The sequence below is a fragment of the Brevibacillus laterosporus DSM 25 genome (assembly GCF_002706795.1).
Classification (GTDB): domain Bacteria; phylum Bacillota; class Bacilli; order Brevibacillales; family Brevibacillaceae; genus Brevibacillus_B; species Brevibacillus_B laterosporus.
In genome coordinates this window covers 1,857,616-1,876,706 of the sequence record NZ_CP017705.1, presented here as the reverse complement: position 1 = coordinate 1,876,706, position 19,091 = coordinate 1,857,616, and the positions used below count along the sequence as shown (strand labels likewise).

General features: G+C 41.9%; 22 protein-coding genes. All 22 read left to right on the top strand.

Annotated elements, in window-relative coordinates:
• Positions 1-75: 75 nt before the first annotated feature.
• The 22 genes from rpmE (at position 76) to BrL25_RS08905 (ending at position 19,067) form a co-directional block, all read left to right on the top strand.
• Positions 76-276, top strand: a complete 201-nt coding sequence (gene rpmE / locus BrL25_RS09010; RefSeq protein WP_018669720.1) for a 50S ribosomal protein L31 — start codon at positions 76-78, stop codon at positions 274-276.
• A 190-nt stretch (positions 277-466) separates the two neighbouring features.
• A complete protein-coding gene (locus BrL25_RS09005) occupies positions 467-1,075 on the top strand; it encodes a thymidine kinase (protein ID WP_026314978.1) in 609 nt (202 codons plus the stop codon).
• A gap of 83 nt (positions 1,076-1,158) precedes the next feature.
• Positions 1,159-1,614, top strand: a complete 456-nt coding sequence (locus BrL25_RS09000) for an ATP-binding cassette domain-containing protein (RefSeq protein WP_018669722.1) — start codon at positions 1,159-1,161, stop codon at positions 1,612-1,614.
• Between the two features lie 177 nt (positions 1,615-1,791).
• A complete protein-coding gene (gene prfA / locus BrL25_RS08995; RefSeq protein ID WP_018669723.1) occupies positions 1,792-2,865 on the top strand; it encodes a peptide chain release factor 1 in 1,074 nt (357 codons plus the stop codon).
• Positions 2,852-3,751 carry a peptide chain release factor N(5)-glutamine methyltransferase gene (gene prmC / locus BrL25_RS08990; RefSeq protein ID WP_018669724.1) on the top strand — a complete coding sequence of 300 codons (900 nt, stop codon included), beginning with the start codon at positions 2,852-2,854 and terminating at the stop codon, positions 3,749-3,751. Before prfA ends, prmC begins: the two co-directional genes overlap by 14 nt.
• An 86-nt stretch (positions 3,752-3,837) precedes the next feature.
• Positions 3,838-4,605, top strand: a complete 768-nt coding sequence (spoIIR, locus tag BrL25_RS08985; RefSeq protein ID WP_018669725.1) for a stage II sporulation protein R — start codon at positions 3,838-3,840, stop codon at positions 4,603-4,605.
• A 197-nt stretch (positions 4,606-4,802) separates the two neighbouring features.
• Complete coding sequence (locus BrL25_RS08980; RefSeq protein ID WP_459553757.1) at positions 4,803-5,870, top strand: L-threonylcarbamoyladenylate synthase; 1,068 nt, start codon at positions 4,803-4,805, stop codon at positions 5,868-5,870.
• An 81-nt stretch (positions 5,871-5,951) separates the two neighbouring features.
• A complete protein-coding gene (locus BrL25_RS08975; RefSeq protein ID WP_018669727.1) occupies positions 5,952-6,512 on the top strand; it encodes a manganese efflux pump MntP in 561 nt (186 codons plus the stop codon).
• Between the two features lie 31 nt (positions 6,513-6,543).
• Complete coding sequence (locus BrL25_RS08970) at positions 6,544-7,023, top strand: low molecular weight protein arginine phosphatase (RefSeq protein ID WP_018669728.1); 480 nt, start codon at positions 6,544-6,546, stop codon at positions 7,021-7,023.
• A gap of 183 nt (positions 7,024-7,206) precedes the next feature.
• Positions 7,207-7,662, top strand: a complete 456-nt coding sequence (gene rpiB, locus BrL25_RS08965; protein WP_018669729.1) for a ribose 5-phosphate isomerase B — start codon at positions 7,207-7,209, stop codon at positions 7,660-7,662.
• Position 7,663: 1 nt separating this feature from the next.
• A complete protein-coding gene (locus tag BrL25_RS08960) occupies positions 7,664-8,230 on the top strand; it encodes a TIGR01440 family protein (RefSeq protein ID WP_018669730.1) in 567 nt (188 codons plus the stop codon).
• Between the two features lie 73 nt (positions 8,231-8,303).
• Complete coding sequence (locus BrL25_RS08955) at positions 8,304-9,554, top strand: serine hydroxymethyltransferase (RefSeq protein WP_018669731.1); 1,251 nt, start codon at positions 8,304-8,306, stop codon at positions 9,552-9,554.
• A gap of 292 nt (positions 9,555-9,846) precedes the next feature.
• On the top strand, positions 9,847-10,476 hold the full coding sequence (gene upp / locus BrL25_RS08950) for a uracil phosphoribosyltransferase (RefSeq protein ID WP_018669732.1): 630 nt from the start codon (positions 9,847-9,849) through the stop codon (positions 10,474-10,476).
• A 15-nt stretch (positions 10,477-10,491) separates the two neighbouring features.
• Positions 10,492-11,658, top strand: coding sequence for a non-hydrolyzing UDP-N-acetylglucosamine 2-epimerase (wecB, locus tag BrL25_RS08945; protein ID WP_018669733.1), 1,167 nt, complete (start codon positions 10,492-10,494; stop codon positions 11,656-11,658).
• 161 nt (positions 11,659-11,819) lie between these two features.
• A complete protein-coding gene (locus tag BrL25_RS08940) occupies positions 11,820-14,552 on the top strand; it encodes a phosphodiester glycosidase family protein (RefSeq protein WP_018669734.1) in 2,733 nt (910 codons plus the stop codon).
• Positions 14,553-14,836: 284 nt separating this feature from the next.
• The gene (locus tag BrL25_RS08935) at positions 14,837-16,027 is read left to right on the top strand and encodes an acetyl-CoA C-acetyltransferase (protein ID WP_018669735.1); all 1,191 of its coding nucleotides are present in this window, start codon (positions 14,837-14,839) and stop codon (positions 16,025-16,027) included.
• 121 nt (positions 16,028-16,148) lie between these two features.
• The gene (locus BrL25_RS08930) at positions 16,149-16,361 is read left to right on the top strand and encodes an AtpZ/AtpI family protein (RefSeq protein ID WP_018669736.1); all 213 of its coding nucleotides are present in this window, start codon (positions 16,149-16,151) and stop codon (positions 16,359-16,361) included.
• Between the two features lie 11 nt (positions 16,362-16,372).
• Positions 16,373-16,735, top strand: a complete 363-nt coding sequence (locus tag BrL25_RS08925; protein WP_018669737.1) for an ATP synthase subunit I — start codon at positions 16,373-16,375, stop codon at positions 16,733-16,735.
• Between the two features lie 88 nt (positions 16,736-16,823).
• Entirely contained in the window at positions 16,824-17,666 is an 843-nt protein-coding gene (gene atpB / locus BrL25_RS08920; RefSeq protein ID WP_018669738.1) for a F0F1 ATP synthase subunit A, read from the top strand.
• Between the two features lie 35 nt (positions 17,667-17,701).
• Complete coding sequence (gene atpE / locus BrL25_RS08915; RefSeq protein ID WP_003334246.1) at positions 17,702-17,923, top strand: F0F1 ATP synthase subunit C; 222 nt, start codon at positions 17,702-17,704, stop codon at positions 17,921-17,923.
• Between the two features lie 116 nt (positions 17,924-18,039).
• Positions 18,040-18,543 (top strand): F0F1 ATP synthase subunit B, encoded by a 504-nt coding sequence (gene atpF, locus BrL25_RS08910; protein ID WP_018669739.1) that lies wholly within the window; start codon positions 18,040-18,042, stop codon positions 18,541-18,543.
• Positions 18,540-19,067, top strand: a complete 528-nt coding sequence (locus tag BrL25_RS08905) for a F0F1 ATP synthase subunit delta (RefSeq protein ID WP_018669740.1) — start codon at positions 18,540-18,542, stop codon at positions 19,065-19,067. Before atpF ends, BrL25_RS08905 begins: the two co-directional genes overlap by 4 nt.
• Positions 19,068-19,091: the final 24 nt, after the last annotated feature.

Sequence of the window (19,091 nt, the reverse complement as noted above, 5' to 3'; positions counted from 1 at the left end):
GTGATACTATTCATTTATGTGTTTTATATAACTCTGATTCGGCAAACGATTCAGGGCGGAAAGAGGTGCATAGAGATGAAACAAGGTATTCATCCAAACTACAAAACGGTTAAAGTAACTTGCGCATGTGGCAATGAGTTCGAATCCGGCTCTGTAAAAGATGTCCTTCGCGTAGAGGTTTGCTCCGCTTGCCATCCGTTTTACACTGGTAAACAAAAGTTTATCGATGCTGGCGGCCGTGTAGATCGTTTCAAACGCAAATACAATCTTTCCTAATTATAGGAAAAAAACAAAGCTCAGGTGGAAGTCATTCTACCTGGGCTTGTTGTTATGATAGAGCTTTTTTGTTCGTAAGAGGTGCTTTGACTATATCTCTCCATTGGCGATCCTCCCATAAAGTGATATGATGTTACAGTTGCTTGGAACGGAAACGAAGAAAAGAATGGCGACAGAGGGAGAATGCGGAGTGGCTCAATTGTATTTTCGATATGGTGCAATGAACGCATCCAAGTCTATTCAATTGCTAACAGTAGCACATAACTATGAACAATCCGGTAAGAAGGTAATGGTATTCACACCGGAAATTGATGACCGTTATGGTGTAGGGATGGTAGCGTCCAGAGTCGGGATTTCACGAGAGGCATTTCCGATTCAGAATACCACTGATCTGTATCGGGTTGTAAAAGAAGAGCAAGAGAAACCTCATTGTGTATTAGTAGATGAGGGGCAGTTTTTATCGGAAGAACATGTAAGGCAATTGGCGAGAATTGTAGATGAATTAAATATCCCTGTTATCGTATACGGACTTTTAAAAGACTTTAAAAATCAATTATTTCCTGGCAGTCAAGCTTTGCTCTGTGAAGCTGATAAGATTGAGGAAATTAAAACAGTATGTGTTTTCTGTAATAAAAAAGCGACACATATTCTAAAATTCCAGCAAGGTAAACCGGTTTACACAGGGGAAACGATTCAAATAGGTGGAGAAGAAACCTATAGTAGTGTTTGTCGTAGACACTACTATCAGCCGCCTGGGCTTCCAAAAACCTTGCCTGTTGATTTCGACAATTGTAAGTAACAACGTAATAGAGAGAGCTATCTCTTTTTTTGCATGGGTGTGGGAGTGCTTGCACACACTAGGCAAAGCGGGAGGTGGCTTTTTTGATAAAAGAAAGCAAAAATGGTACAAGCCTATTCTTAAGTAAAAGCTTGATTGTGAGTTGTGTTGTTCTAGGGGTGGTGATAGGTGGGTGTGCTTCATCTTCTCAGCCTAAAGTACAACAGCAGGAAAAAAAGCAGCCTATTAACCAATCGATGCGACAACAACAGAAGCTACAGCAGGTTCCAAAAGAGCAAAAGCCATATAAGACTATGGGTGAAAAAAAAACAGCCTCCCAATTGCTTCAGGAAATGGAACAAGAGGCGAAGAGGGTTCAAGGTGTAGAAAATGCGCGTATCACGATCCGAGAAAAAGATGTGTATGTCACACTTGATCTCAAGCGGAACGTGACGGCTGCAGAAGCTCGTAAGATTGAGCATCATGTCATAGATGCCTTGCATAAAAAGAGTGGGCGCTACGATTTTCATGTAACTTCCTACGATGGATATCATTCATAGTGAAGGTGTAAAAAACTCGGTAAGTAAGCCGAGTTTTTCTTTCTGTGATGTATAGAGCTGATAGGCAAATCCTTTGACTTTCAAAGCGAAATCTACTATAATTTTGATGTTATGCATTGATTTATAGCTTGTATATAAAAAGCTTACAGGAAATTGGGAAAAATGGGGTGAGAAGCTATGTTTAAACGCCTATCTGCTGTTGAAGAGCGTTACGAAGAAGTTACAAACCTTTTGTGTGACCCCGACGTAATTAGTGATACAAAAAAGCTACGTGAGCTCTCCAAAGAACAATCTTCTTTGGAAGATATGGTCACCGCGTACCGTGAATATAAATCTGTTCTTACTCAACTTGATGATTCTAAGGCTATGTTTGAAGAAAAATTGGACGATGAGATGCGTGAGATGGTTAAGATGGAGATCGCTGAACTGTCCAAAAGTAAGGAAGAGCTGGAAAATCGTCTGAAAATCTTACTATTGCCGAAAGACCCGAACGATGATAAAAACGTTATTGTTGAAATTCGTGGTGCAGCAGGTGGAGATGAGGCGGCTTTATTTGCTTCAAGCTTATATCGAATGTACACTCGTTTTGCAGAGCGTCATGGGTTCAAAATCGACGTAATGGAAGCGAATGAAACAGATATTGGTGGATTTAAAGAGGTCGTGTTTGCTGTGAATGGCAGAGGTGCTTATAGCAAACTTAAATTTGAGAGCGGTGCACATCGTGTACAGCGCATTCCGTCTACAGAGTCTGGCGGTCGTATTCATACGTCCACAGCTACAGTTCTTGTATTACCTGAGGTTGAAGAAGTGGACGTTGAAATTAGTGATAAAGATATTCGTATTGACACGTTCTGTTCCAGTGGTGCGGGTGGACAGTCTGTTAATACTACGAAATCAGCGGTGCGTGTTACTCACCTACCGACTGGTATCATGGTATCTTGTCAGGATGAGAAGTCTCAGCATTCCAATAAGGATAAAGCATTAAAAATTCTGCGTGCTCGTTTGTCTGATTTCTATCGCCAACAAGCGAATGCTGAAATTGATGCGAACCGTAAATCCTTAGTGGGTACTGGTGACCGTAGTGAACGTATTCGTACCTATAACTTCCCACAAAGCCGCGTAACTGATCACCGCATTGGTTTAACGCTACATCGTCTGGAAAATATTCTAGATGGAGATATGGATGAAATCATTGATAATCTCATTATGCACGAGCAAACGGAGCTAATGAAAAACGATGCCAGCGCATAAGATGAATTCAATGAATAATGTGAGAGAAGCCCTGCTCTGGGCTTCTTCCTTTTTAGGAGAAGCCGGTACGAAAGATCCACGGTTTGAAGCTGAATTAATTATTCGTCATGTACTCAGAATGAATCGGGCGAGTTTCTTAGCATCTATGCCTGACCCGATTAATGCTGATGAGATAGCTTCTATTCGAGTGTTACTTGAACGAAGAGCTGCTCATGAACCTATTCAGTACATCTTGGGTGAACAAAACTTTTATGGGCGTGATTTTATTGTAGCACCAGGTGTACTGATTCCACGTCCAGAAACAGAGTTATTAATTGAACAGGTCCTCTTGCATTCCCAACGATTTTGGAGTCCAGAGCAGCCTTTATCTGTTGTGGATTTTGGAACGGGCAGTGGGGCAATCACGCTAACGCTGGCAGCGGAAAAACCGAATTGGCAACTAGCGACTGTAGATATTTCTTTGGACGCTATAGCGATTGCCAAGAAAAATGCTGAGCGATTAGATGTAGCAGAAAGAGTTCGTTTTATACAAGGTGATTTAGTTGAGCCAATCCTCGACACGGGCGAGCGTGTAGACATCTTAGTGTCTAACCCACCCTATATTCCAAGTACTGATGTGGACGAATTGGACAAGGAAGTTCTTGGCTATGAACCACGTTTAGCTCTTGATGGAGGAACAGACGGCTATATTTTCTATCGTAGAATTTGTGAAGCATTACCACGATTGTTGGCACCGACTGCACTGGTGGCTTTTGAAGTAGGAATCTATCAGGCAGAGGCAGTAGCTCAACTTATGAAGGAATCAGGCGCCATTGATGAAGTATTCATTTATCCTGATTTGGCGGGAATAGATCGGATTATTGTTGGCTATCGACTACACAATTAAAAATAGTATAAAGAACCGGGTTTATCACGAGCTCTTTTTGCCCATACTGTTTGCTAGAGAGACAGTATATGAGGGGAGAGTTGGTTATGATGAAACGGTTCTTTTTTGTCTTATTTGGTTTAGCGGTCGCGTTAATGAGTTGGGAAGGGCAAATAGCATCGGCAAATATACATAGCAATGGTCCGATTCCACAAGAATCTATTCGCCTGCGTATTTTAGCAAACAGTGATTCCATGGAGGATCAATGGCTGAAACGTGAAGTGCGTGATGCGATTATTGCAGAAATGAACAAATGGATAAAAGAGATTCATAGTTATGACCAAGCTCGTCTACTTGTAGCTGATCATATGAATGAAATAAAAAAAATTGTGGATAAAACAATCGCTGAACGAGGCTATTCCTATCCGGCAGAGGTATATTTCGGACGAGTTGAATTTCCTACCAAGCAATACGGTTCATACATTTATCCAGCGGGTGATTATGAAGCCCTGCGTGTACGCATTGGTAAAGCAGAAGGACAAAATTGGTGGTGTGTATTATTTCCCCCATTATGTTTTATTGATTTGTCTAATGGGGACGGGATTGCCAAAAGGGATGACGCTGTGGATAACTTGTCGGGTACTGTGGAGGAAGAGATACAAGTGGTAGAATCTGCACAAAGTACTATGGGAAATAGAGATTTGCAACCGCAATTAAACAGAGAAAATTCTGATAATTATAACGAAAAAGAAACAGGTATTGTACGGGAAGAGATGGCAGAGAATATTGATACAGCAGCTATTGTACCTAATGACCAAGCTTCTAAAGTGGAAGTACGCTCCTTTATATGGGACAAACTTCGCTCCTGGTTTTAAGCTGGGAAATAATATTGCTCCCCCTCCAGCCTGTCCCATTTGGATAGGCTTTTTTTAATAGAAAAGTCACAAAAATCAATAGTTTTATCCACAGGTTACCCACAGCCTGTTGAAAACTTTTTTGGAAAAACATATACTATGGAAGCAAAGCGAGCACGAATAACGAAAAAGAAAGGGTTTATCGGATGGAACAGAATATACTGACAAAGGTTTGGGTTGTGGATAAGAATGTGGAAGACCAAAAAAGTTGTGCACATCTTGTGGATGCAGCAAAACTTGTCGAATCAGGAGAGCTTGTTGCGTTTCCTACCGAAACGGTTTATGGGTTAGGAGCGAACGCTTTATCTGATGAGGCTGTGGAAAAAATCTTCGTTGCTAAGGGTAGGCCGAGTGATAATCCACTGATCGTCCATATTGGTGAAAAATCACAACTAGACGCTGTGGCCACTGACATCCCTGTGAAAGCAAGACAGCTGATGGAGGCATTTTGGCCAGGTCCACTTACTATGTTTTTACCCAAGAGAGCAGGAATTGCCTCCAAAGTAACGGCAGGATTATCTACAGTTGGAGTACGCATGCCAGATCACCCTGTTGCTCTAGAATTAATTAAACAGGCGCATGTTCCAATAGCAGCACCAAGCGCAAACCGTTCTGGTCGTCCCAGTCCTACTACAGCTCAGCATGTCCTGGAGGATTTAGAGGGAAGAATTACAGGGATTGTGGACGGAGGGAGTACAGGTGTAGGCGTGGAATCTACGACAATAGACATGACAGTGGAACCTCCGATGATTCATCGTCCAGGTGGTATTACAGTAGAGCAGATTCGGCGTGTAATCGGAGAGGTAGAAATTGATCCGGCATTCCTAACAGAAGAAAAGGAACAACCAATTTCGCCCGGAATGAAATATAAGCATTATGCTCCAAAAGGAGATTTATGGTTAGTGTCAGGTCAAGAGGACAAAGTGAGAGCGAAAATGCTGGAGCTTTTAATAGAAGCGAAAGAACAAGGATTAACAACAGGAGTTATGGTACCCAGAGAACATCTGGATGGCTGGGACAATCATGCTCTCGTGGACTTAACACTTCAATGTGGTTCGTTGGCATCATTGGAGGAAGTAGCTCAGGAGCTGTATGCAGACCTACGTCGATTTGATGAGGAACAGATTCAGTTTATTTTGGCGGAAACATATCCACGTGAGGGTCTGGGGCTAGCTGTGATGAATCGTTTAGAAAAAGCAGCTTCCCATCGAATTATAAAGGCTTAAACATCTAGAGGTACAACCTGTAGAGAAAAAGAATTTTTATCCCCCTGTCCGCATAAGGTGAAAAAGACAGGGGGGGAGAGTGTGGAAGCTACAGTATTTCTTTGGGGACAATTTCTAACATTACTGCTAATTGCGATCGCGTTGGGAATGGATGCGTTCTCACTGAGTATTGGGCTTGGTATGGTGGGTCTTCGATTGCGTAAAATTGTGAACATCAGCATTATGATTGGATGTTTTCATGTTGCAATGCCTCTGTTAGGTATTGCGATCGGTACCTATCTCTCTGATATAGTAGGAGATATCGCTATTTTCATTGGGGGCGGTATCTTGATTCTCCTTGGCGTACATATGTTATGGAGCGTCTTTTTTGGAGAAAATGAGGGGAGTATAATTAAAACATCAGGGCTTGGACTGATTCTGTTTGCCTTTAGTGTCAGTCTGGATGCCTTATCAGTAGGCTTTTCGCTTGGTTTAATGGCAGTAAACAAATGGCTGGCAGTTAGCTTGTTTGGTATCATTGGAGGTATGATGGCTTGTGCTGGTCTGCTGCTAGGAAGAAGCGTCGGAGGCTGGCTGGGTGAATATAGTGAAATTATTGGCGGTGTCATACTGCTGATTTTTGGTTTAAAATTTATTTTGTAAATCGTGTGATCAAAAAAGGGGGCACCATAACATGCGAATTTTATTTGTCTGTACGGGCAATACTTGCAGGAGTCCTATGGCAGAAGTTCTTTTCCGTGAACAAGTAAAGGATTTACAAATGGAAATTGCCTCAGCAGGAGTTGCTGTATTTGAGGGACACCCTGCTTCCTTGCATGCCCAACAGGTGTTAGAGGAAAAAGGACTAGCACATGAGCATTTTTCTAAACAGATTACGAATGACCAAATAAATCAGGCTGACCTAATCATTACAATGACGCAAGGACATAAAATAGCGATTTTGAGTCATTTTCCTGAAGCAACAGAAAAGGTATACTCACTAAAAGAGTATGCGTATGGTCAACAAGGCGATATAACAGATCCTTACGGTGGAACCTTAGAGATGTATCGTGCTACAGCGAAGGAATTAGAAGAGGATTTACAGGCTGTACGAGAAAAACTACAGAAGAATGTAAATGAGAAGAATAAAGAGTATCGTCAGGATATGGAATGAGTTAAAAAGGTGCTGGAACGTTCCCAGGACCTTATTTATTTAAAATCCGAACGATTATCTTTTATTTATAATTAATGTTTGTGTTTTGTTGGTAAAACGAGCTTTTGGTTGTTTCTATACTGTATTTCGTTAGGATAATCATGTATAATACATCATATGACGACAAAAGTGAGGGATTGCACAATGAAAGTAGCATTAGCAGCCGATCATGGCGGATTACATCTAAAAGAAGAGATCAAAAAGCTTTTAACATCAATGCAGATTACGTTCGAAGATTTTGGTTGTAATTGTGAGACCTCTGTTGATTACCCAGACTATGCCTTACCTGTTGCGGAAAAAGTAGCTTCTGGAGAGTTTGACAGAGGTATTTTAGTATGTGGGACAGGTATTGGTATGTCCATTGCGGCTAATAAGGTACGTGGAATTCGTTGTGCATTAGTTCATGATACGTTCTCTGCAAAAGCAACTCGCGAGCATAATGATACGAATATGCTAGCTATGGGAGAGCGAGTCATTGGACCTGGCCTAGCTCTTGATATTGTGAAAATTTGGCTGGGAACTGATTTTGAAGGTGGCCGCCATGAGAATCGCGTTAAGAAAGTGATGGATATTGAGGCTAAATATTCGGGAGTGAAGTAAGGTGGAAATTGCTCGTCTTCGGCAAGAGATCAAGGATTGTGTGCTGGAATTAGTCAAAGTAGCAAAGCTGCAAGCTGACCAGCTTCTGGTGATCGGTTGCAGTACGAGCGAAGTGATTGGTCAGCATATTGGTAAATCCGGTAGCGAGCAAGTGGCTAGTGCTATCTGGATGGGGATTGCAGAAGCTCAGCAGGAAGTAGGCTTTCAGCTTGCTTTTCAATGTTGTGAGCATTTGAATCGTGCACTTGTTGTAGAACGTTCTACTATAAGCCAATATGGACTTGAAGAAGTAAGTGTTATTCCAGTACCACGCGCAGGAGGTTCTATGGCAGCCTATGCCTATCAGCAAATGAAGATGCCAGCTGTTGTAGAACATATCAAAGCAGATGCTGGCCTTGATATTGGCGATACCTTCATTGGTATGCATCTTAAACATGTGGTAGTTCCGGTTAGACTTAGTCGCAAACAAGTAGGGGAGGCTCATCTAACAGCAGCCTATACACGACCAAAGATGATTGGTGGAGCACGAGCGGTTTATGAACGTATTGATCAATTGACTTGTACCTAGAGAAAAACAACTTGGGTTGACATTCAATGGTGAATTGAAATAGAAGTGTAGATAACCAGGGAGGGATAAAATTATGTTCGATATTTTAAAAGAAAAAGATCCACAAATTACAGAAGCTATTCGTTTGGAATTAGGTCGCCAGCGTGACAAGATTGAGCTAATTGCATCAGAAAACTTTGTGAGTCGTGCCGTGATGGAGGCGATGGGGACTGTACTTACTAACAAGTATGCAGAAGGTTACCCAGGTCGCCGTTATTATGGCGGGTGTGAATATGTTGATATTGCAGAAAACATCGCACGTGATCGAGTAAAGGAAATTTTCGGTGCAGAACATGCCAACGTACAGCCGCATTCTGGCGCTCAAGCTAACATGGCTGTTTATTTTACCATTTTACAACCAGGAGATACTGTCTTGGGCATGAACTTGTCCCATGGTGGACATTTAACACATGGTAGCAGCGTTAACTTCTCAGGCGCTCTCTATAACTTTGTTGAATATGGTGTAGATGAAAAGACACATCTCATTAACTATGAGATCGTTCGAGCAAAGGCATTAGAACATAAACCAAAAATGATCGTAGCTGGTGCAAGTGCATATCCGCGTGAGATTGATTTTGCTAAATTCCGTGAAATTGCTGATGAAGTTGGAGCATACCTCATGGTTGATATGGCGCATATCGCTGGTCTTGTTGCAGCAGGCTTACATCAAAATCCAGTGCCTCATGCTCATTTTGTTACATCTACTACCCATAAAACATTGCGCGGTCCACGCGGTGGTTTGATTCTTTGCAAAGAGGAGTTTGCCAAAGCAATCGACAAATCTGTATTCCCAGGGGTACAGGGCGGTCCATTGATGCATATCATTGCAGCGAAAGCCGTATCATTCGGTGAAGCACTGCAACCTGAATTCAAAGAATACTCTCAACGTGTTGTAAACAATGCTCGTGCTTTTGCTGCGGCATTACAGGCAGAAGGTTTACAGCTGGTGTCTGATGGTACGGATAATCATCTTGTATTAGTAGACGTACGAAATCTAGAGCTTACAGGTAAAGTAGCCGAGCATCTTCTTGATGAAGTAGGTATTACGACAAATAAAAATACAATTCCATTTGATCCAGCTAGCCCGTTTGTAACAAGCGGTGTGCGTATGGGTACGCCAGCGGTCACTAGTCGTGGGTTCGATGAAGAGGCAATGAAAGAAGTAGCGAGCATCATTGCTTTGACTCTGAAGAATCCAGAGGACGAAGCTAAGCATGCAGAGGCTCGTGAACGTGTTGCCGCACTGAGCAAGAAGTTCCCGCTGTATGAAGGCTTGTCTATCTAAGTCTTTACGTAAACAATTCTCGTAAAGGGTCATAAATAACAAACAGGTCCACCTACCTTATGAGGAGAGGGCCTGTTTTTCTGTGTGTTTCTTCCTATTTATATTTCAATATAGGCGGGGGAAAACTAGCGAAGGGAAGTAAACGCACGACATTCATATAAGATATAAGTCAATATTTTCAGGCAAATTGACGTTATAGCTTTGCTCCTTTATGATAAGAAAAGCTTATTTCAAGGAGCCATGGGCTTCGTGTACATAATGTGTTTGCTAATAATGAAACGGAGGTACTAGCATGAGCCGTGTATATGTATTTGACCATCCTTTGATTCAGCATAAGTTGACGTTTATTCGTGATAAAAATACAGGAACAAAAGAATTCCGTGAGTTAGTAGATGAAGTAGCAACTCTCATGGCATATGAAATTACCAGAGATATGCCTTTGGAAGAAGTAGAAATCCAAACACCAGTAGCAACTTGTAAATCCAACGTAATTGCAGGTAAAAAAGTAGGGCTAGTACCAATTTTGCGTGCTGGATTAGGTATGGTTGATGGCGTACTGAAATTAATTCCTGCCGCAAAAGTAGGACATGTAGGGCTGTATCGTGATCCCGAAACGCTGCAACCAGTAGAATACTATGTAAAATTACCAACCGATGTTGCTGAGCGCGAATTGATTGTCATTGATCCTATGCTAGCAACAGGCGGTTCTGCTGTGGCTGCTATTGAAGCTCTGAAAAAACGCGGTGCTAAGAACCTCAAATTAATGTGTTTGATCGCTGCTCCAGAAGGAATTAAGGTAATCCAAGACGAACATCCAGACGTAGATATCTTCGTAGCGAAAGTAGATGAATATCTGGACGATCACGGCTATATTATTCCTGGATTAGGAGATGCCGGTGACCGTTTATACGGAACGAAATAGGGGGTGTCTTGTTTGATGAAAAAGATAAAAGTAATGACGGTATTCGGGACAAGACCGGAAGCGATTAAGATGGCTCCACTTGTTCATGAGTTAAAAAAACATAACGAGCAAATTGAATCTATCGTATGCGTTACAGCTCAACATCGACAAATGTTGGACCAAGTTCTGGAGATTTTCCAGATCACGCCTGACATGGATTTAAATATTATGAAGGATCGTCAAACTTTGATCGACATCACAACCCGCGCATTAGAAAGCTTAGATAAAGCGATCAAAGAAGCACAACCAGATATCGTACTCGTACATGGCGACACCTCTACAACCTTCGTTGCAAGTCTGGCTTCCTTTTATAACCAGGTAGCGATTGGACATGTTGAAGCTGGACTTCGCACGTGGGACAAGTATTCTCCATTCCCGGAAGAGATGAATCGCCAATTGACAGGAGTTATGGCTGATCTTCATTTTGCACCAACAGAAGGTTCGGCTGATAATTTACGTCGTGAGAATAAGCAAGAGCAATCAATCTATGTTACAGGGAATACAGCGATTGATGCACTACAGACAACCGTGAAGTCTGACTATCAGCATCCTGTGCTAGATAAGGTAGTAGGCAAAAAGATGGTATTGATGACAGCCCATCGTCGTGAAAATCTAGGTGACCCAATGCGCCGTATCTTCCGGGCGGTTCGCAAATTGGTAGATGAGCATGAAGAGATTGCCGTGGTTTATCCTGTGCATCTAAACCCAGCGGTGCAGGAAGTGGCTCAGGAGTTCTTGGGTAATCATGATCGTATTCACCTAATGGATCCATTAGATGCGTTTGATTTCCACAATTTTGCTCGTCACGCTCACTTAATTTTGACTGACTCGGGTGGAGTACAAGAAGAAGCTCCTTCTCTTGGAGTACCAGTACTTGTCTTGCGCGATACCACAGAACGTCCAGAAGGCATCGTGGCTGGTACGTTGAAATTGGCAGGCACAGATGAGCAACAGGTATATGATATGGCGAATGAATTGTTAACCAATCCAGTAGCTTATGAACAAATGGCTCAGGCAGCTAATCCATATGGAGATGGAAAGGCGTCAGAAAGAATTGTGAAAGCAATCTTGTACCATTTCGGATACACTTCTGATCGCCCAATCTCTTTTCAACCAAGTCAAGAGAAGTTATTATCTAAATAAAGCATAGAAAAAAGAGGCGTTTTTCAGGAACGTCTCTTTTCCTTTTGCAGTAAATAAAAAACGCTAAAAAACTGCAACTTGTGAGCGATTTGCTACGTCTAAACATTGTAATGGATAGGAAAAAAGAGAAAGTTTAGCCAATGGAGAGGGGTTTCAACAAAATGAATAAGAAGCCAGCTCGGTTTCTGGCGTTAATGCTGGCTACAACTGTGGCATACGGGGCAATTTTTCCTGTCGTGCTACCTGCCTATGTAGTAGAAGCTGCGACAGTGGGACCGTTAACAATGGTTTGGCAAACGCCAATTGGGGAAGGTACAACCTTAACGCATTATGAAAAGGCTTATGGTGACCAAAAGAGCAAAATCTACATAACGAAAGTGGATCTGAATAATGAATACGTAGAAGTGAAGCCCATTTATGGAACAAATGGGCATGTAACAGAAAAACAATCTATCACTAAAATGACGAATGAAGCAGGAGCAATCGCTGGTGTCAATGCTGACTTCTTCAATATGTCTCTACGTGGCGCACCATTCGGAATTGTTGTAAAAGATGGAGAAACAATTTCCTCAATGGGGCATTTACCGTATTACTACAGCCTAGGGATTACTGCTGATAAGATAGCGTCCATTGAACGATTTGGGTTCACGGGACTCGTCACCTCTCAAAATGGTAAAAATATGAACCTGCGTGGAATTAATAAGGAGGAATATTCTTCTACAGCAGGAAAAAGCCATGAGAATCAGCTTAATATGTATACACCTGCTTTTGGGAAGACTAGCTTAGGTACAATTAAAGGCTATAAAGGTGTGGTAGAGGTAGTTTTTCGAAATGGCATAGCTACTGAGGTCCGTGTGGATCAACCTGGGGCAGCGATTCCTGCTGATGGCTTTGTTTTATGGGGACACGGAACTGCTGCCCAACTTCTACAACAAGAGTTTCCAGTCGGCTCTTCAGTGACTGTAAATTCACAAACTACTCCCAATTCCAAAGAGTGGGTCCAGGCAGTAGGTGGTCATGCTTTGCTAGTCAATCAGGGGAAAGTCGCTAGCATTTCCGCCGATAGTGCAGTTATGGGTAAAACAGCTCGAACTGGTGTTGGAGTCTCTAAGGACGGTAAGACACTATACATTGTAAGTGTGGAACAAGGTAGCGCCAGCCGTGGGGTAACACTGGTAGAGTTTGCCCAGATAATGGTTGAAGCAGGTTCTTATATGGCAGCTAACTTTGATGGTGGTGGTTCACAAACATTAGCAGTCCGCATGCTGGGGGAGACAGAAGCTAAACTAGCTAATCGCCCTATGCAGGGTGTAGAGCGTCGAGTTCCAACGGGATTGGGTGTATTTAATACAGCACCTGCTGGAGATTTAGCCGGTTTCCAATTAACGGGACCTACGGAAACACTAATTGGACAAGCTATTCAGTTTGGAACCAAAGCATACGATAACCACTATTTACCTTATAAAATTGATGCCAATCAGATTTCTTGGGGTGTAGAAGGGGATTCTGGATCATTTGAAGGAACCTCATTTATTGCACGTCAATCAGGCACTTCTGTTGTTACAGCTAGTGTAAATGGAATTCAAACAAAGAAAAATATTCATGTCGTTAGTGGTGCTGAGGTAGAGCAGGTGATGGTCTCACCATCTCCGCTTACAGTAATGCCAGGCCAAACATTGCCACTTGATATAAAAATCAAAACGAAAAAAGGACAGTTGGTCACAGCAACACCATTATCTGTAAAAACGTCTGTTAGCAATGAACTTGTACACATTAATGAACAAATGCAATTGGTTGCAGGAGAACAAACCGGACAAGCTACCTTGACTGTATCTTACGACGGTAAAACCACTTCGGTACCAATTACAGTAGGGGCTACTGAGCAGCAATGGATCAATTTTGATAATATTGCCGGTATTTCATTTGCAGGCAATCCAGAGGTTCTGACTTCGAAAGGTTACTTCTTGCTCCAAAGTGAACAAGTACATGGTTCTGGTAAATCTGCTAAATTAACATATGATTTCAGTGGGGCATCATCTGCCAATACCCGCTTTGCTTATGGAAAAATGGGTGCCGCACCTATAGCGATTCCTGGACAACCAATAGGTATGGGATTATGGGTCTATGGAGATAACAGTAATCACTGGCTTCGTGCTGAAGTAATTGATAGCAAGGGTAAAACACATTATGTGGATCTTGCCAAGGAAATAGACTGGACCGGTTGGAAACAGCTTAGAGGCTATTTCCCATCAAATGCAGCTTATCCTTTGCAACTGAAAAGTATATATCTAGCTAATTTGCCTGAAGGTACTGAATCGCGTCCAGAAAAAGGAAGCATCTACATGGACGATGCAACATTGTTGGTGCCATACGGTCAACAGTTTAGCGATATTGTCAATCATCCGTATAAAAAAGAGATTCTATATATGGCTGAGCAGGATTTTGTGAAAGGACTTTCTGCTAATAAATTTGGTCCAGACGTCGCTTTAACACGTGCTCAATATGTTTCGCTATTAGCTAGGGTGTTTAATTGGGAGCTACCGACTCAACCTAAATTGAGCTTCAAGGATAAGGTTCCTTCGTATGCTCAGGGTGCGGTACAAGTAGCGGTATCCATGGAATTGGTGAAAGGATATAAGGACAATACCTTCCGTCCAGATCAGCCTGTTACACGAGCGGAAGCGGCCATCATTCTGGATCGGATTCTACAGCAATCAGCTACGCCTAAGGTGCAGCTGAAGGATCAAAAGCAAATTCCTTCGTGGGCATCAACTCCTGTTGCTAATATAGTAGGTTTAGGGTTAATTGATCCAATTCAAGGAAATTTCAAACCTGATAGCCCAACCACACGCGCTGTTTGTGTTGCAGCCTTATACCGTTTAATTCAACGATAAAGCAAGGGTTTAGCCGTCTTTTGCTATCTGCAAAGGCGGCTTTTTTTATCAAACTGTAGGATGCAATCTAATTCTAAAAATTACCTGTTTACTTTTTATTTATTTCTACTATAGTAATAATGGGAAACTTATAAATAGTATAATTAAAGGGATATCTGTCTCCTTAAAAATATGGTAATATAAAGCTTAGTTACTAATTATTGTTAGTAATAGACTGAAGATTCACAAGTGGTCAAATTAACTAACTAAAGCTTACGATCTGATGTTTTTAAGGAGTGGATATGATGAAAGGTAGCGATGTAGTCATTGTCAGTGCTGTACGTACTGCCATCGGTAGTTTTCAAGGTAGGTTATCTTCTGTAAGCGCAACCAGATTAGGAGCAGTAGTGATTGAAGCGGCACTTGCCAAAGCCGGTGTTGATAAACGGCACGTAGACGAGGTTGTGATGGGGAACGTGCTACAAGCGGGACTTGGGCAAAACCCAACGCGTCAGGCCGCTATGCTAGCAGGCATCGGGGAAGAGAAACCATCAATGACCATTAATAAAGTTTGCGGGTCAGGATTAAAAGCTGTACATCTAGCTTATCAAGCTATCGTTTCTGGAGAAGCAGATGTGGTAGTTGCTGGCGGAATGGAAAATATGAGTCAGGCTTCTTACCTATTAGAAGGTGCCAGAGATGGATATCGTATGGGTGATCAAAAGGTCGTAGACTCCATGATCCGCGACGGGCTCTGGTGTGCTTTTAATGACTACCATATGGGTATTACAGCTGAAAATCTTTGCGAACGTTACCAGATCAGCCGAGAAGAACAAGATGAGTTTGCAGCTTGGAGCCAACAAAAGGCGAACAAAGCTATTCAAGAAGGACGCTTTCAGGGTGAGATCGTCCCTGTGACTATCCCACAAAAAAAGGGAGAGGCAATTTTGTTTGAGCACGACGAGTTCCCTCGAGCAAGTGCCACAGTGGACGTGTTGGCTAAACTTCGACCTGCTTTTAAAAAGGACGGGAGCGTCACGGCAGGAAATGCTTCTGGAATTAATGATGGGGCTGCAGCACTAGTTTTAATGTCTTATGCAAAGGCAGAAGAGCTGGGGATTAAGCCTTTAGCTACAATAGTTGCCAATGCAAGCGCTGGAGTTAATCCGCAGGTAATGGGACTTGGCCCAGTACCGGCTACAGAAAAGGCTCTAAAAAAGGCTGGTCTATCTTTAGATCAAATAGACCTAATTGAAGCGAATGAGGCCTTTGCGGCACAATCAATAGCAATTGGCAAAGAACTAGGTCTTGATCGAGAGAAGTTAAATGTGAACGGAGGAGCGATTGCCCTTGGTCATCCAATTGGGGCAAGCGGGGCTCGTGTTCTTGTTAGTCTGATCCATGAAATGTTGAAACGAAGCGATTCTCGCTATGGTTTAGCTACCTTATGTATAGGTGGAGGTCAAGGAATTTCAACAATAATCAAAATAATATAGACAAATTTGTGAAAGATTTGTGTCCTACAGTTCGACAAGTTGACAATGCGGATAAATCTTCGTTAATATGTTAAGGTGTCAACCAAGCTCTTCCATTTCTGGTTTGAAGGGAGAAGCGAACTTGTCAAAAAAGGTAAATAACCCATGGAAAGCTATCGGATTAGTAAGCATGATTGGAGCAGATCTAGCAATATGTATCATAGCCGGAGTCTTATTTGGAAAATATTTAGATGAATGGTTACATACAGCTCCTTGGCTCATGATTACCGGGCTATTTCTAGGGTTGGGCGTAGGTATTGTAAGCGTATACCGAATGATACGTCCTTATCTGTAGGGAGATGTAGCATGCAAACATTCTATACTGCCGTACGTAATATTATCCGCTGTGTTTTATGGTCTATTGCCCTTATCGGGGTTTTATGGTTTCTCCTACCTGATTATAGATTGTTTTTTCAGTCATTATTGCTGGGAAGCTTTGCAAGTCTTATCAATGGACTTCTCCTCTATCTGAAGGTATGGAAAATTACTGGTAATATAGGAAAAACCAAGGGAATAGGAATGGTGCAGAGGTTTGCTGTTACAATTATAGCAGTTTTTGTAGCCCTAAGATTTCCAGAATTGTTTCAAATTATAGGAGTTATTATTGGACTTCTAGTATTTCAAGTGTTTTCGATTATTTTTGTGTATTACAATCTTAAAAATAGATGATTAGTTCAATATTTGTTAACTGTTTTTCAACAAATTAAGAGGTAGAATAAAGAGTAAGCTCTTAAAAGGTTGACTAAGGAAGTATTTTTTGAGGGAAAGGGGTGAACAAATTTTGGATCATTGGTCATTAAAATTTAAGCTCGGTGGACTCGTATTCGATATTCCGACCATGCTTATGATTACGTTGACAGCTATTTTGGTTTTTGTCCTACTGGTTGTTTTATCGCGTCAATTAACGACAGGTGTTCCGGATGGAAGGCAAAACCTTCTTGAGTGGGTTGTTGATTTCATCAATAACTTAGCGAGATCGGTTATGGATGCAAAAACGGCTGCAAGGTTTATTACACTTGCTGTGACAGTTTTTCTCTATATTATTCTAGGAAACTGGTTAGGGCTTGGTCTTAACGTAACCACATTGCATCACAACGACCCTGCTGAAAATAAGGTGGTTAGCGAACAGGTTGTTGAGATGTTAACGATCTCTGGGACTCCTGAGGCTCAGGCTAAGAAAATCGAAAAAGTGGAACATGCACTTGAACCAGGTGGCCATGGTATACACATAGCGTGGTGGAAATCTCCAACGGCTGCTGCAAGTGTGACCTTCTCTCTGGCGCTTACTATCCTTCTTTACTCTCAATACGTGGATATTCGTCGTCATGGGTTAGGTACGTACCTGAAGCATTTTCTTAACCCACTCCATATCCTTGAAGAACTGGTCATTAAGCCTTTAACACTTCCACTCCGTCTATTTGGTAACATTTTTGCTGGGGAAGTTTTGATTGCCTTCTTAATGAGCACCGGCGTCTTTATTGGTAGTATCCCGTTATTAGCGTGGCTTGGTTATTCCGTCTTCGTAGGGGCAGTTCAAGCTTATATCTTCACGACCCTTACAATCATATATATTTCGCAGAAAACGAATGATGGTCACTAATTTTTAATCAACAGAAATTGAGGAGGATTATTTTAATGAATACTTTGGCTTTAGCAATCGGTATTATCTTTGGTTTAGCTGCATTAGGTGGAGCTATCGGTAACTCTCTAGTTATCTCTCGTACAATTGAAGGTGTTGCACGTCAACCAGAAGCTCGTGGTAGCTTAATGGGTCTTATGCTTCTAGGGGTAGGTCTAGTAGAAGCAGTACCTATCATCGCGGTTGCGGTTGGTTTCATTCTTTACTCCCAAATGTAATTTTACAGGGCGAAGGCTAGCAGGCTAGGCCTTCGCCTTGTTTATGCAACAGTAAAAGATCATTGCTTGTTTATTTTTACTAAAATACTCTTCTGAACCAGGAAGGAGTGAATAGCATGCTAGAGTTTGGAGCGGTAACCCTTGAAGGGGGCACGATGCTCTTTCAAGTACTCGCATTCCTGATACTTCTTTTAGTTGTTAGGAAATATGCAGTTGGCCCTATAACACAAATCATGGAAAAACGTCGTCAATACGTTGCATCAGAAATTGAAGCAGCAGAACGTAACCGTAAAGAAGCGGAAGGACTACTAGCTGAACAACGCCGCTTGTTAGATGAAGCTCGTCAAGAAACAAAAGCTCTAATTGAGCGTGCAACTCGTCAAGCACAAGAAGAAGAAGCGCGTATTAAAAAAGAAGCAGAAGAAACAGCGGCTCGTCTAAAAGCGGAAGCAAGTGCAGAAATTGCCCGTGAGACTGAGAAAGCTAAAGAAGAACTACGTACACAAATGGCAAGTCTATCTGTTTTGTTGGCTTCTAAAATTATTGAAAAAGAATTGGACGAAGCTACGCAAAAATCCACGATTGATCAGTTCCTGAAACAAGTAGGGGATCGCTTATGAGTGGAGCATTAGCAAAACGTTACGCACGTGCCCTGTTTGAGATAGCAGAAGAGCGTGGACTCATTGATCAAATTGAAGGTGAGTTAAAAGACATTGCTGAAGCATTACAACAGGTACCTGACTTCCAAAAATTATTTACACATCCTCGTATTGCCGTTGCTTCTAAAAAAGAGTTGCTAGAGGAGCTTTTCAAAGGAAAAGCTTCGCAGGAAGTAATCAACTTTCTTTTTGCATTAGTAGATAACAAACGTGAGAATGAATTCGAAGAAATAACAAAAGCATACGTAGAAATGGCTAACGATAAACGTGGCTATGCGGATGCTGTTGTTACTACAGCGAAACCATTGAGTCAGGAAGAATTAGAAGAGCTAGCTGCTCAATTTGGTCAAATGCTGACTAAAAAGCTACGCTTCGAAAGCGTAGTAGACCCTACTATTATTGGTGGAGTCGTTGTAAAGATTGGCGATCGTTTATATGACGGTAGCCTGAAAACGAAATTAGAGCATTTTGCGCATCAAATATAAGACGCTGGGTTGAATGGGGTGAAT

Bases quoted from the DNA above. Each gene is read 5' to 3' on its own strand.
- BrL25_RS08955 (WP_018669731.1), top strand. From the start codon at position 8,304: ATGTTCGATATTTTAAAAGAAAAAGATCCACAAATTACAGAAGCTATT.
- BrL25_RS08925 (WP_018669737.1), top strand. From the start codon at position 16,373: ATGCAAACATTCTATACTGCCGTACGTAATATTATCCGCTGTGTTTTA.
- BrL25_RS08935 (WP_018669735.1), top strand. From the start codon at position 14,837: ATGAAAGGTAGCGATGTAGTCATTGTCAGTGCTGTACGTACTGCCATC.
- BrL25_RS08905 (WP_018669740.1), top strand. From the start codon at position 18,540: ATGAGTGGAGCATTAGCAAAACGTTACGCACGTGCCCTGTTTGAGATA.
- rpiB (WP_018669729.1), top strand. From the start codon at position 7,207: ATGAAAGTAGCATTAGCAGCCGATCATGGCGGATTACATCTAAAAGAA.
- atpF (WP_018669739.1), top strand. From the start codon at position 18,040: ATGCTAGAGTTTGGAGCGGTAACCCTTGAAGGGGGCACGATGCTCTTT.
- wecB (WP_018669733.1), top strand. From the start codon at position 10,492: ATGAAAAAGATAAAAGTAATGACGGTATTCGGGACAAGACCGGAAGCG.
- BrL25_RS08940 (WP_018669734.1), top strand. From the start codon at position 11,820: ATGAATAAGAAGCCAGCTCGGTTTCTGGCGTTAATGCTGGCTACAACT.
- prfA (WP_018669723.1), top strand. From the start codon at position 1,792: ATGTTTAAACGCCTATCTGCTGTTGAAGAGCGTTACGAAGAAGTTACA.
- rpmE (WP_018669720.1), top strand. From the start codon at position 76: ATGAAACAAGGTATTCATCCAAACTACAAAACGGTTAAAGTAACTTGC.
- spoIIR (WP_018669725.1), top strand. From the start codon at position 3,838: ATGATGAAACGGTTCTTTTTTGTCTTATTTGGTTTAGCGGTCGCGTTA.
- atpE (WP_003334246.1), top strand. From the start codon at position 17,702: ATGAATACTTTGGCTTTAGCAATCGGTATTATCTTTGGTTTAGCTGCA.
- BrL25_RS08970 (WP_018669728.1), top strand. From the start codon at position 6,544: ATGCGAATTTTATTTGTCTGTACGGGCAATACTTGCAGGAGTCCTATG.
- prmC (WP_018669724.1), top strand. From the start codon at position 2,852: ATGCCAGCGCATAAGATGAATTCAATGAATAATGTGAGAGAAGCCCTG.
- upp (WP_018669732.1), top strand. From the start codon at position 9,847: ATGAGCCGTGTATATGTATTTGACCATCCTTTGATTCAGCATAAGTTG.